Source organism: Klebsiella sp. WP4-W18-ESBL-05 (assembly GCF_014169075.1).
GTDB classification, from domain to species: domain Bacteria; phylum Pseudomonadota; class Gammaproteobacteria; order Enterobacterales; family Enterobacteriaceae; genus Kluyvera; species Kluyvera ascorbata_B.
Genome location: NZ_AP022057.1, coordinates 2,982,382 through 2,995,266, shown reverse-complemented (window position 1 = coordinate 2,995,266; position 12,885 = coordinate 2,982,382). Strand labels below are relative to the sequence as shown.

The 12,885-nt window shown below is 55.6% G+C and carries 13 protein-coding genes and 1 other annotated feature; of the genes, 3 read left to right on the top strand and 10 right to left on the bottom strand.

Translation table 11 applies throughout. The features are described 5' to 3' along the window. The first annotated feature begins 264 nt into the window (after positions 1 to 264). Positions 265 to 1,671, top strand: coding sequence for an NADP-dependent phosphogluconate dehydrogenase (gene gndA / locus H7R58_RS14525; protein ID WP_003844291.1), 1,407 nt, complete (start codon positions 265 to 267; stop codon positions 1,669 to 1,671). A gap of 208 nt (positions 1,672 to 1,879) precedes the next feature. Then, positions 1,880 to 3,046 carry a UDP-glucose 6-dehydrogenase gene (gene ugd, locus H7R58_RS14520; protein WP_182930361.1) on the top strand — a complete coding sequence of 389 codons (1,167 nt, stop codon included), beginning with the start codon at positions 1,880 to 1,882 and terminating at the stop codon, positions 3,044 to 3,046. 81 nt (positions 3,047 to 3,127) lie between these two features. On the opposite strand, the gene H7R58_RS14515 is transcribed toward ugd, so the two are convergent. The 10 genes from H7R58_RS14515 to hisL form a co-directional block, all read right to left on the bottom strand. Further along, positions 3,128 to 4,132 (bottom strand): NAD-dependent epimerase, encoded by a 1,005-nt coding sequence (locus H7R58_RS14515; protein WP_182930362.1) that lies wholly within the window; start codon positions 4,130 to 4,132, stop codon positions 3,128 to 3,130. A 153-nt stretch (positions 4,133 to 4,285) separates the two neighbouring features. Further along, positions 4,286 to 4,885 carry a bifunctional phosphoribosyl-AMP cyclohydrolase/phosphoribosyl-ATP diphosphatase HisIE gene (gene hisIE, locus H7R58_RS14510; protein ID WP_106930051.1) on the bottom strand — a complete coding sequence of 200 codons (600 nt, stop codon included), beginning with the start codon at positions 4,883 to 4,885 and terminating at the stop codon, positions 4,286 to 4,288. Next, on the bottom strand, positions 4,879 to 5,655 hold the full coding sequence (gene hisF, locus H7R58_RS14505) for an imidazole glycerol phosphate synthase subunit HisF (protein WP_106930049.1): 777 nt from the start codon (positions 5,653 to 5,655) through the stop codon (positions 4,879 to 4,881). The genes hisIE and hisF overlap by 7 nt, the downstream gene beginning before the upstream one ends. Continuing rightward, on the bottom strand, positions 5,637 to 6,374 hold the full coding sequence (gene hisA / locus H7R58_RS14500) for a 1-(5-phosphoribosyl)-5-[(5-phosphoribosylamino)methylideneamino]imidazole-4-carboxamide isomerase (protein ID WP_182934411.1): 738 nt from the start codon (positions 6,372 to 6,374) through the stop codon (positions 5,637 to 5,639). Before hisA ends, hisF begins: the two co-directional genes overlap by 19 nt. Further along, positions 6,374 to 6,964, bottom strand: a complete 591-nt coding sequence (gene hisH / locus H7R58_RS14495) for an imidazole glycerol phosphate synthase subunit HisH (RefSeq protein WP_182930364.1) — start codon at positions 6,962 to 6,964, stop codon at positions 6,374 to 6,376. Before hisH ends, hisA begins: the two co-directional genes overlap by 1 nt. Next, the gene (gene hisB / locus H7R58_RS14490) at positions 6,964 to 8,031 is read right to left on the bottom strand and encodes a bifunctional histidinol-phosphatase/imidazoleglycerol-phosphate dehydratase HisB (protein ID WP_182930365.1); all 1,068 of its coding nucleotides are present in this window, start codon (positions 8,029 to 8,031) and stop codon (positions 6,964 to 6,966) included. The genes hisH and hisB overlap by 1 nt, the downstream gene beginning before the upstream one ends. Next, the gene (gene hisC / locus H7R58_RS14485; RefSeq protein WP_182930366.1) at positions 8,028 to 9,089 is read right to left on the bottom strand and encodes a histidinol-phosphate transaminase; all 1,062 of its coding nucleotides are present in this window, start codon (positions 9,087 to 9,089) and stop codon (positions 8,028 to 8,030) included. The genes hisB and hisC overlap by 4 nt, the downstream gene beginning before the upstream one ends. Further along, positions 9,086 to 10,390, bottom strand: coding sequence for a histidinol dehydrogenase (hisD, locus tag H7R58_RS14480; RefSeq protein ID WP_182930367.1), 1,305 nt, complete (start codon positions 10,388 to 10,390; stop codon positions 9,086 to 9,088). The genes hisC and hisD overlap by 4 nt, the downstream gene beginning before the upstream one ends. Before the next feature lie 127 nt (positions 10,391 to 10,517). Further along, positions 10,518 to 11,417, bottom strand: coding sequence for an ATP phosphoribosyltransferase (gene hisG, locus H7R58_RS14475; protein ID WP_106930037.1), 900 nt, complete (start codon positions 11,415 to 11,417; stop codon positions 10,518 to 10,520). Between the two features lie 34 nt (positions 11,418 to 11,451). After that, positions 11,452 to 11,573 (bottom strand) — a sequence feature (His leader region). Next, positions 11,549 to 11,599, bottom strand: a complete 51-nt coding sequence (gene hisL / locus H7R58_RS14470; protein ID WP_071594744.1) for a his operon leader peptide — start codon at positions 11,597 to 11,599, stop codon at positions 11,549 to 11,551. Its footprint overlaps the feature before it by 25 nt. A 178-nt stretch (positions 11,600 to 11,777) precedes the next feature. On the opposite strand from hisL, the gene H7R58_RS14465 reads away from it, so the two are divergent. Beyond that, positions 11,778 to 12,599, top strand: coding sequence for an SDR family oxidoreductase (locus H7R58_RS14465; RefSeq protein ID WP_182934410.1), 822 nt, complete (start codon positions 11,778 to 11,780; stop codon positions 12,597 to 12,599). Positions 12,600 to 12,885: the final 286 nt, after the last annotated feature.

Here is a 12,885-nt window from a genome sequence, read left to right as displayed (position 1 = left end):
TATCTTATGATGATAATTCTTCCCTGTACCCGAAGACATACTTCCCCAATTGATACGCGCAGATCTCTAAAAAAAAAGTATAAACATCTGATAACTGACGTGACATTACCGCGAGCGCTAAAATCCTTAGCGTGTGTTTTTTTGCTCGGAAACCGCAATATTTCGCATCTTCCGACATCCACTTCGTCGCAATTTGAGTTAACATCTAGACCACACTTAAACCGCGTACAGTTCGCGGTGACCATCCCCTGACAGGAGTATGTAATGTCCAAGCAACAGATCGGCGTTGTCGGTATGGCAGTGATGGGGCGCAACCTGGCGCTCAACATCGAGAGCCGTGGTTATACCGTCTCCATTTTCAACCGTTCCCGTGAAAAAACCGAAGAAGTCGTTGCCGAGAACCCGGGCAAGAAACTGGTTCCTTACTACACGGTCAAAGAGTTCGTAGAATCTCTTGAAACCCCGCGTCGTATCCTGTTGATGGTGAAAGCGGGCGCTGGCACTGATGCGGCCATCGATTCCCTGAAGCCGTATCTGGATAAAGGCGACATCATTATTGATGGCGGTAACACCTTCTTCCAGGACACCATTCGCCGTAACCGTGAGCTGTCTGCTGAAGGCTTTAACTTCATCGGTACCGGCGTGTCCGGCGGTGAAGAGGGCGCGCTGAAGGGCCCGTCTATCATGCCTGGCGGTCAGAAAGAAGCGTACGAACTGGTTGCGCCGATTCTGACCAAAATCGCTGCGGTAGCGGAAGATGGCGAACCGTGCGTGACTTACATCGGCGCTGACGGCGCGGGTCATTACGTGAAAATGGTTCACAACGGTATTGAGTATGGCGATATGCAGCTGATTGCTGAAGCCTATTCTCTGCTGAAAGGCGGTCTGAACCTGTCTAACGAAGAGCTGGCAACCACCTTCACCGAATGGAACGAAGGTGAGCTGAGCAGCTACCTGATCGACATCACCAAAGACATCTTCACCAAAAAAGATGAAGAGGGTAAATACCTTGTCGATGTGATCCTGGACGAAGCCGCAAACAAAGGTACCGGTAAATGGACCAGCCAGAGCTCTCTGGACCTGGGCGAACCGCTGTCCCTGATCACCGAATCCGTCTTCGCGCGCTATATCTCCTCCCTGAAAGACCAGCGCGTTGCAGCATCTAAAGTGCTGTCCGGCCCGCAGGCAAAACTGGCTGGCGATAAAGCTGAGTTCGTTGAGAAAGTGCGTCGCGCGCTGTACCTTGGCAAAATCGTCTCCTATGCGCAGGGCTTCTCACAGCTGCGCGCAGCGTCTGACGAATACAACTGGGATCTGAACTACGGCGAAATCGCGAAGATCTTCCGCGCGGGCTGCATTATTCGTGCACAGTTCCTGCAGAAAATCACCGACGCCTATGCAGAAAACAAAGGCATCGCTAACCTGCTGCTGGCGCCTTACTTCAAGAATATCGCCGACGAATACCAGCAGGCGCTGCGTGATGTCGTGGCTTACGCGGTTCAGAACGGTATTCCGGTACCAACGTTCTCTGCGGCCGTGGCCTACTATGACAGCTACCGCTCTGCGGTACTGCCAGCCAACCTGATTCAGGCTCAGCGTGATTACTTCGGTGCGCATACCTATAAACGTACTGATAAAGAAGGTGTGTTCCACACCGAATGGCTGGATTAATCTGAAATAGCCAACCGCTAAACTCAGGCCCGGAGCGCACCTCCGGGCTTTTTTATTGTCTGAAAACAGCATTCAGTCAGGTCTGATAGGCGTTGTTGCAGTAATTCACGATATACTGAGCTCACGCCGATCCGAAACGAAAACGTTGGGTCTTACGGTGGTGATGCGTTCACCTTCAAATGTTTAACCGGAAGAAGTTACAGAAAGAATGAAGATAACTATCTCAGGAACAGGTTACGTAGGCCTGTCGAACGGCATTCTGATCGCCCAGCACCATGAAGTGGTAGCCCTGGATATCGTTCAGGAAAAGGTCGACATGCTGAATCAAAAGAAATCGCCGATTGTCGATAAAGAGATCGAAGAATATCTGGCGACCCGACCGCTGAATTTCCGCGCAACGACTGATAAGCATGACGCCTACCGCGATGCCGACTTTGTTATCATCGCCACGCCTACCGATTACGATCCGAAGACCAACTATTTCAACACCTCAAGCGTTGAGTCTGTTATCCGCGACGTGGTTGCAATCAACCCGAATGCGGTGATGGTCATTAAATCCACCATTCCGGTGGGATTTACAAATACGATTAAAGAACAGCTGGGGATCGACAATATCTTCTTTTCGCCGGAGTTCCTGCGAGAAGGCCGCGCGCTGTACGACAACCTGCATCCGTCGCGCATCGTAATTGGCGAGCGTTCCGAACGCGCGGAGCGGTTTGCTGCACTGCTGCAGGAAGGGGCGGTGAAGAAAGATATCCCAACGCTGTTTACTGACTCTACCGAAGCGGAAGCCATCAAGCTGTTCGCCAATACTTACCTGGCACTGCGCGTCGCTTACTTTAACGAACTCGACAGCTATGCCGAAAGCCTGGGGCTTAACTCACGGCAGATAATTGAAGGGGTATGCCTGGATCCACGCATCGGCAACCACTACAACAACCCGTCATTTGGCTACGGCGGCTATTGCTTGCCGAAGGATACCAAGCAGCTGCTGGCTAACTATGAATCGGTGCCGAATAACATCATTGGTGCCATCGTTGATGCCAACCGCACGCGTAAAGACTTTATCGCCGATTCCATCCTCGCGCGTAAGCCGAAGGTGGTGGGCGTGTATCGTCTGATCATGAAGTCCGGTTCAGACAACTTCCGCGCGTCCTCGATTCAGGGGATCATGAAGCGTATTAAGGCGAAAGGGATCCCGGTAATCATTTATGAACCGGTGATGAAAGAAGACGAGTTCTTTAACTCCCGTGTGGTGCGCGACCTTGATGCCTTTAAGCAGGAAGCCGATGTGATTATTTCCAACCGTATGGCGCAAGAGCTGGCGGACGTGGAAGAGAAGGTGTATACCCGCGATTTGTTTGGTAACGATTAAACGTGAGTTACCGTGCGGTTCCCGGTGGCGCTTTACCTGCCGGGCGATAAGAGAAAAAGCCCTCATTGTGAGGGCTTTTCTTTATACGTTATAAAATTGACGATACCAATCCACGAATTGCTTCACGCCGTCTTTCACCGACGTCTGCGGGCGGAAGCCCACCAGATCGTACAGCGGCTGCGTCTCTGCACTGGTTTCCAGCACGTCTCCCGCCTGCATCGGCATCATGTTTTTCTGTGCTTCAATTCCCAGCGCGTCTTCCAGTGCCGTGATGTAGTCCATCAGTTCCACCGGCGAGCTGTTGCCAATGTTATAGATGCGATACGGCGCTGAGCTGGTCGCCGGAGAGCCGGTTTCCACACTCCATTGATCGTTAGCTTCTGGGATCACATCCTGCAGACGGATAATCGCTTCGGCGATGTCGTCAATGTAGGTAAAGTCACGCTTCATCTTGCCGTAGTTGTAGACGTCGATGCTTTTCCCTTCGAGCATCGCTTTGGTAAATTTGAATAGCGCCATATCCGGGCGCCCCCACGGGCCATACACGGTGAAGAAACGCAGCCCGGTGGTCGGCAAACCGTAGAGATGGGAGTATGTGTGCGCCATCAGCTCGTTGGCCTTTTTGGTGGCGGCATACAGGGAAACCGGGTGATCGACGCTGTCATCGGTAGAGAACGGCATTTTGCGGTTCAGCCCATACACCGAGCTGGAGGAGGCGTACAGCAGATGCTGCACCTTGTTGTGCCGACAACCTTCCAGTACGTTGAGGTGGCCTATGAGGTTAGCCTGTGCATAGGCGTGTGGGTTTTCCAGCGAATAGCGAACGCCCGCCTGAGCGGCCAGATGAATCACACGATCGAATCGGGCATCGGCAAACAGCGCGGCCATGCCGGCGTTATCATCGAGATCCAGCTTCACAAAACGAAAACCTGCGGATTGCAGCAGATCCAGACGCGCCTGCTTCAGGCTAACGTCGTAGTAATCGTTCAGGTTATCAATACCAACAACCTGATGGCCCGCGGCAAGCAGGCGTCTGGAGACGTGAAAACCGATGAACCCAGCGGCACCGGTGACCAAATATTTCATAGCATTCCTTAAAACTCATTCAGTGCGAACGTCTTTTTCTGGCGCGATCATACCGTCTGCGCGCTGAAAAATATAATCGTTATCTGTCATTAAGGTTATCGGAAGGAAGACTAAAGATAAAACCCGGCGCGATAGCCGGGTTCGGGGGAGGGGTTACTGATGACGCTCGCGCAAATTCTCAATCACCGTCGTCAAATCCAGTTCCTGATCCTGCAGCAGCACCAGCAGGTGATACATTAAATCCGACGCTTCATTTTTCAGCTCAAACTTATCGTGTACCGTCGCAGCGAGCGCGGTCTCGACGCCTTCTTCACCGACTTTCTGCGCGATACGTTTTGTTCCGCTGGCATACAGTTTTGCCGTATAGGAACTTGCCGGGTCAGCGGTTTTCCGCTCGGCCAGCAGCTGTTCCAGCTGGTACAGGAACAGCCATTGGTGGCTGGTGTCGCCGAAGCAGCTGGACGTGCCTTTATGGCAGGTCGGGCCAATTGGGTTGACCAGAATCAACAGGGTATCGTTGTCACAGTCTGGCGCCATGCTGACCACGTTCAGGAAGTGGCCGGACGTTTCACCTTTGGTCCACAGGCGCTGCTTGGTGCGCGAGAAAAAGGTGACTTTGCCCGTTTCCTGCGTTTTAGCCAGCGCTTCTTGATTCATATAGCCCAGCATCAGCACTTCGCCGGATACCGCGTGTTGGATAATGGCGGGCATCAGTCCGTCGGTTTTTTGCCAGTCTAATTGCTCAGTTAACATACCCGAATCTCCACGCCCTGAGCTGCCAGGTACGCTTTTAGTTCACCAATATTAATAATCTGTTTGTGGAATACCGAAGCCGCCAACGCACCATCAACATCGGCATCACGGAAGGCTTCCAGGAAGTGCTCCATGGTGCCCGCGCCGCCGGAGGCGATAAGCGGCACGCGACAAACCTCGCGCACTTTTTTCAACTGTTCCAGATCGTAGCCGTTGCGCACGCCGTCCTGGTTCATCATATTGAGGACGATTTCACCTGCGCCGCGTTTCTGCACTTCCTGTACCCAGTCCAGCGTTTCCCACTGGGTGACGCGCGTGCGGCTCTCATCGCCGGTGTACTGATTGACGTGATATTTTCCGCTGTCGGCGTCATACCAGGTATCAATACCCACCACGATGCACTGCACGCCAAAGCGGTCTGCCAGGCGCGTGATCAACTCCGGGTCGGCCAGCGCCGGGGAGTTGATGGAAATTTTATCCGCACCAAAGGAGAGAATGCGCGCCGCATCGTCGATGGACTTAATGCCGCCAGCGACGCAGAACGGAATATCAATGACTTCGGCGACGCGAGAAACCCAGCTTTTATCCACCACGCGGCCGTCGCTGGAAGCGGTAATATCGTAAAACACCAGCTCATCCGCGCCTTCATCGGCGTAGCGTTTGGCCAGCGGCACGATATCGCCAATGATTTCGTGATTGCGGAACTGCACGCCTTTAACCACCTGGCCATCACGTACGTCGAGACAAGGAATTATCCGTTTTGCCAGCATTGGATGGCCTCCGTTACGTTGAATTTACCTTCCAACAGCGCGCGACCGACGATCACGCCGCGCACGCCGGTACCGCGCAGGGCGGCGATATCGTTGAGATCGCCAATGCCGCCGGAGGACTGAAACGCTACCTGCGGGTAGCGAGCGCAGACTTCTTCATACAGCGAGACGTTAGAGCCCGCCAGCGTACCGTCGCGCGAAATATCGGTGCACAGCACGTGCTGTAAACCTACCGGCAGATAGGTTTCCACCAGCTCCTCCAGCGTCACACCGGAATTTTCCTGCCAGCCGCTTACCGCCACCTGTTTTGCGCCGTTTTCATCAATTCGCACGTCCAGCGCCAGCACCAGATGTTCCGCGCCAAAGCGCTTAAACCAGCCCTTCACGATCTCCGGCGATTTCACCGCCGTCGAACCTACCACCACGCGCTCGACGCCGGCATCAAGCAGCGCGGCGACGTCTTCTTCTGTACGTACGCCGCCGCCTACCTGCACCGGCACGTTCACGCCAGCAACCAGCGTTTTCAGCAGCGGAATCTGCCGCTGCGCCGGGTCTTTGGCGCCGGTTAAATCGACCAGATGCAGCACTTCTGCGCCCTGGGCCGCATAGTCCTGAAGACGCGGCAGCGGATCGGTACCGTAGTCGCGCTGCTGACCGTAATCGCCCTGGTGCAGGCGTACTACGGTGCCGTTAATCAAATCTAAAGCCGGAATGATCATCACATCTCCAGGAAATTTTTCAGCAGCTGTGCGCCTGCGGCGCCTGAACGTTCCGGGTGGAACTGGACGCCGTAAAAGTTATCTTTTTGTACCGCCGCGGTGAACGGTTCACCGTAATGGCACTGGGCGATGGTATTTTCATTGACCGGCATCGCGTAGCTGTGCACGAAGTAGAAATACGCGCCGTCCTCAATGCCGCGGAACAGGCGATCGCCCGCCTTCGGATAAACGCGGTTCCAGCCCATGTGCGGCAGCGGCAGGCCGAAATCGGTCATTTTCGGCACGTCCTGGTCAATAATCCCCAGCATGTCGACGCCGTGGGTTTCTTCGCTGCGGCGGCCCAGTAGCTGCATTCCAAGGCAAATGCCGAGCACCGGCTGAGTGCAGGCTTTGATCAAATCCGCCAGGTCGCGTTCACGAATCTGATCCATGGCGGCCTGCGCGGTGCCAACGCCCGGCAGGAACAGTTTGTCCGCGCGCAGGACGACGTCCGGATCGCGGCTTACCACCGGCTCGTAGCCGTGGCGGGCAATTGCCGCCTTCACCGAGTGAAGGTTGGCACAGCCGGTATCAAGCACAACCACGTTCATCACAGCACTCCTTTCGAGGAGGGAAGGGTATTGCCGTCCACGCGAATGGCCTGGCGCAGCGTGCGGCCAAAGACTTTAAACAGGCTTTCCACGCGGTGGTGATCGTTTTTGCCTTTGGTTTTCAGGTGCAGGGTGATGCCCATCGCATAGGAGAGCGAGCGGAAGAAGTGCTCGATCATTTCGGTGCTCAGATCGCCTACGCGCTGATAGGTAAATTCGGCTTTATATTCAAGGTGTGGCCGACCGGAGATATCCAGCGCGCAGCGCGCCAGGCATTCGTCCATCGGCAGCACAAAACCGAAACGGTTGATGCCTCGCTTGTCGCCCAGCGCCGCCTTCAGCGCTTCGCCCAGCGCCAGGCCGGTATCTTCAACCGTGTGGTGATCGTCGATATACAGATCGCCTTTCACGGTAATGTTCATGCGGAAGCCGCCGTGGGTGGCAATCTGATCGAGCATATGATCGAAGAAACCAACGCCGGTGTTGATCTTGCTGCCGCCTTCGCGGTCCAGCCAGACTTCCACGTCAATCTGGGTCTCGCGGGTATTACGTTCGATGCGCGCGTAGCGATCGCGGCGGGTCAACTGCTCGCCAATGGCCGTCCAGTTCAGGGTGTCACGGTGGTAGCGCAGGCCGGTGATACCCATGTTATTGGCCAGCTCGACGTCGGTGGCGCGGTCGCCGATAACATAGCTGTTGGCGGTGTCCATCACGCCATCGGCCAGCCAGGCGGTGACCAACTGCGTTTTCGGCTTACGGCACGCGCAGTTATCGGCCGGCAGATGCGGGCAGATCAGGACATCGTCGAACGCGACGCCCTGTGACGTAAATATCTGCATCATCAGGTTATGCGGGCCGTCAAAATCGTCCTGCGGGAAACTGGCGGTGCCCAGCCCGTCCTGATTGGTAATCATCACCAGCTTGTAGCCCGCCTTTTGCAGCTTCAACAGCTCGGGAATCACGTCCGGCTCGAAGGCCAGTTTATCAAAACGGTCTACCTGATAGTCGCTCGGCGGCTCGGAAATCAGGGTGCCATCGCGATCGATAAAGAGAAACTTCTGGGTCATACGGTCTCCGCTTTCAAAGCGTCAATCACGCGCAGGCTCTCTGCTCGAGTGCCGATAGTGATGCGCAAACAGCCGCTTAAAGAAGGTTGTTTATTCTGGTCACGTAAGATAATGCCTTGATCCCATAAAGATTTAAATACGCTGGTTGAGGCTTTCATCCGTACCAGTACGTAATTGGTCTCGGAATCGAATACCTGCTCGACGCAATCAATGGTGCGCAGGGCGGTGACCAGATATTCGCGCTCCTCAAGGATCTGCGCCACTCGCTGGCGCATCGCGGCGATGCCCTGCGAGCTAAGCGCCTGGGCCGCGATATCGGCAACCGGGGTAGAAAGCGGGTAGGGGGCAATCACTTTCAGCAGCAGCGCAATGACGTCTTCATTCGCCAACGTGAAGCCGCAGCGCAGCCCTGCCAGCGCAAAGGCTTTCGACAGCGTGCGCAGAATAACCAGATTTGGATACTCCGCCAGCCAGCCGGAGAGCGTCGCCTGCGGGCAAAACTCAATATAGGCCTCGTCGGCAACGACCAGCGCTTTATCGCGGGTCATCTCCAGCAGCGTACGAAAGTCCTGCGGGTTGATAATCTGCCCGGTTGGGTTGTTCGGGCTGCACACATAGACCACTTTGACGTTGTTCAGGCTGTCGGCAATGGCCGGAAGATCCAACTGCCAATCGGCTTTCGCCGGTACGGTGCGGCACTCAACGCCGATGGTTTCCGCGCTGACGCTGTACATGCCGTAGGTGGGGGGGCAAAACAGCACCGCGTCGCGGCCCGGTTCGCAAAAAGCGCGCACCAGCAGCTCGATGCCTTCATCGGCACCGCGGCTAACCAGCACCTGCTGCGGCTTCACGCCTGCGTAGGCGGCGTAGTTCTCAATCACCGCTTTGGGCTGGCATTCCGGGTAGCGGTTCAGCGTCTGCTGGCTGAGCTCAAACGGTACTGCTGTCGGGAATTCGTTGGCATTCAGCCACACGTCGCCTTTACCGCCCAGACGGCGGGCCGACTGATAGGGGGTCAGGGCGCGAACGTTGTCGCGGGCTAACTGTTCGATGCTCATGCTTGCTCCTTCAGGGCGTTGACGCGTAGGGTGACGGCGTTTTTGTGGGCGGTCAGCCGTTCGGCGGCGGCCAACGTTTCAATGGTGGAGGCGAGGGCGCTAAAACCTTCGCGCGACAGTTCCTGCACGGTCATCCGTTTCTGGAAATCGGCCAGCCCCAGGCTGGAGCAGGTTGCGGTGTAGCCATAGGTCGGCAGAACGTGGTTGGTCCCCGAGGCGTAGTCACCGGCGGATTCTGGCGACCAGTCGCCGAGGAACACCGAACCGGCGCTGGTGATTTCATCAACCAGGTCGCGGGCGTTGCGGGTCTGAATAATCAGGTGCTCCGGGCCGTAGGCATTCGAAATTTCCACACACTGCGCCAGATCGCGGGCGACGATCAAACGGCTGGCGGAGAGCGCCTGGCGCGCGGTATCGGCGCGGGACAGCTCGGCGAGCTGGCGTTCTACCGCGTCGGCCACGTCGGCGGCAAGTTTTGCATCCGGGGTTAACAGAATAACCTGTGAATCCGGGCCGTGTTCGGCCTGTGAAAGCAGGTCCGAGGCGACAAAGTCCGGGGTCGCGCCGCTGTCGGCGATAACCAGCACTTCCGACGGGCCCGCGGGCATATCAATCGCCGCGCCGTCGAGACGCTGACTCACCTGGCGTTTTGCTTCGGTGACGTAGGCGTTGCCTGGACCGAAGATTTTGTCCACTTTAGCGATGGACTCGGTGCCCAGCGCCAGCGCGGCAATCGCCTGTGCGCCGCCGACGTTGAACACCTCTTTAACGCCGCACAGCTGCGCCGCATAGAGAATTTCATCGGCAATTGGCGGCGGTGAGCAGAGCACCACCTTTTTACAGCCGGCAATACGTGCCGGGGTAGCCAGCATTAACACCGTTGAAAACAGCGGGGCTGAACCGCCAGGAATATAGAGACCCACGGACGCGATTGGGCGGGTAACCTGCTGGCAGCGCACGCCCGGCTGGGTTTCGATATCCACCGGCGGCAGAATCTGCGCGTTGTGGAAGGTATCAATATTGCGCACCGCCGCCTGCATGGCTTGCTTCAGCTCGTCGCTCAGACGCGCGCCTGCCTGCTGAATTTCATCCTCGGAGACGCGCAGTGCGGCGACTTCCGTTTTGTCAAATTTTGCGCTGTATTCACGCAGGGCCTTGTCGCCGTTGCTTTTGACGTTCTCAAGGATCTCGGCCACCGTACGCGTGATGCTGTCAGAGGCGGAGATGGCCGGGCGCATTAGCAGCGTCTGCTGTTCTTCGGGGCTATAGCTATTCCAGTCAATCAGGGTATTGAAGCTCAAAGTCGTTACTCCATCATGGGGCCATGCCGGATGGCGGCGGTGCCTTATCCGGCCTACAGGGGCCGTAGTATTAATGCGTGTGACAATACTTGTAGGCCTGATAAGCGCAGCGCCATCAGGCAGCCGATCACTCCATCATTTTCTCAATCGGCAGCACCAGAATTGAGCTGGCCCCCAGGGATTTGAGTTTTTCCATGGTTTCCCAGAACAGGGTTTCGCTGCTCACCATGTGCATGGCGACGCGCTGCTGATCGCCCGCCAGCGGCAGAATCGTTGGGCGTTCAGCGCCCGGCAGCAGTGCAATCACTTCGTCCAGACGTTCGGTCGGTGCATGCATCATGATGTATTTTGATTCACGGGCCTGAATGACGCCCTGAATACGGGTCAGCAGGCGGTCAATCAGCTGCTGTTTCGCCTCGCTCATTTCGCCGTCGCGCTGAATCAGGCAGGCCTTGGAGCGGAACATCACTTCCACTTCACGCAGGCCGTTGGCTTCCAGCGTCGCACCGGTTGAGACCAGGTCACAAATGGCGTCGGCCAGGCCCGCGCGCGGAGCCACTTCGACAGAACCATTCAGCAGACAGGATTTAAAACTAATGCCTTTCTGATCGAGGTAACGCTTGAGCAGGTGTGGGTAAGAGGTGGCGATACGTTTGCCGTCGAGCGCTGCCGGGCCGTCCCATGCTTCATCTGCTGGGGTAGCCAGCGACAGACGGCAGCCGCCGAAGTCAAGACGACGCAGGGTAAAGTAGCGCGGGTCTTCGCCCTGCGCGCGGCGGCTCAGCAGTTCTTCTTCCAGCACGTTTTCGCCGATGATGCCGAGGTCGACCACGCCATCCATAATCAGACCCGGGATATCGTCGTCACGGACGCGCAGAATATCGATAGGCATATTTTCCGCCATCGCAATCAGGCGCTGGGTGTGGAGATTAATTTTAATGCCACAACGGGCCAGTAATTCGCGTGAATCGTCGCTAAGACGGCCTGATTTCTGAATAGCTATGCGTAAACGGCTGTTATCTAACATTCTGTATTCCTCATTACCCTGCTGAATTTGGTTCAAAAAAAAGCCCCCGGAAGATGATCTTCCGGGGGCTCTCTTGCGTTCATGCACCACTGGAAGATCTGAATGTCTCCCAGCACACATCGCCTGAAAGACTAGTCAGGGTGATGGTGATGATGGTGGTGTTTAAATTGAACGCGGCTCATAAATTTCTCGTTGAATGACTATTCACTTGATGTCTTTTAACCTAAACCACTTTTGTCGTTGAGTGCAAGCGCTTTTTTCATTCATTAAATCAATTCATGTTGCCACTATAAATTGTCAGTTTTCGCCCGGTGGCGTAGCCTTAATAGAGGAGTGCAGTAGGAATCAGGAGATAGCGCAATGAAGAAGGTGGCAATTGTCGGTTTAGGGTGGCTGGGTATGCCGCTGGCGCTGTCGTTGATGGCGCGCGGCTGGCAGGTAACCGGTAGCAAAACAACCGCCGATGGCGTTGAGGCGGCCCGTATGTGCGGCATTGATAGCTATCCGCTGCGGCTTGATCCGCAGCTGGTGTGCGAGGCGGACGATCTCGACGCGTTAATGAACGTGGATGCGCTGGTGATTACGCTACCGGCGCGCCGTAGCGGGCCGGGTGAAGATTTCTATCATCAGGCGGTGCAGGAGATTGTGGATTCCGCGCTGGCGTATCATATTCCGCGTATCATCTTTACCAGTTCGACGTCCGTGTACGGTAAAGAAGAAGGCATGGTGAAAGAGAGCACGCCGCGTGAACCGGTCACCGCCAGCGGCAGCGTGCTGAAAGAGCTGGAAGACTGGCTGCCTCAACTTCCAGGGACGTCCGTTGATATTCTGCGTCTGGCTGGGCTGGTGGGACCGGGTCGACATCCGGGACGGTTCTTTGCCGGGAAGTCGGCGCCGGACGGCCTACAGGGCGTCAATCTGGTGCATCTGGAAGATGTGATCTCTGCTATTACGCTTTTATTACAGGCGCCGAAGGGGGGACACATTTATAACATTTGTGCTCCTTTACATCCGGCGCGCGGTATTTTCTATCCGCAAATGGCGCGTGAACTGGGGCTGGCGGTACCGGTCTTTAGCGATAGCGGCAAAGGAAAAGGCAAAATTATCGACGGTAATCTTATCTGCCGTGAGCTGGGGTTTGAGTATCAGTATCCGGACCCGCTGCGTATGCCGATGGAATAATCGCCGTTGTTTTAGCAAATAGTGCTATAGATGAGATTTATAATTCAGCAGTTGCTGAATTATCAGACGTTTAGATGAGTTAGCGCTGCGATCTTGCTTTCAGCGGCTTGTATTTTTGCTACCGATTGGGGCAAAATATGCCGAATGTAAAAAATTGAGATTAACCGACGTGCTTGCCGCGTCGGTTATTTTTTTTACATCAAAACAACCATCAAATAAAAGAGGCCGGGCTTCGTACCGGATAGATACTTACTTAAAAAACGACAGTCGTTGTCGCTGAGGAAAC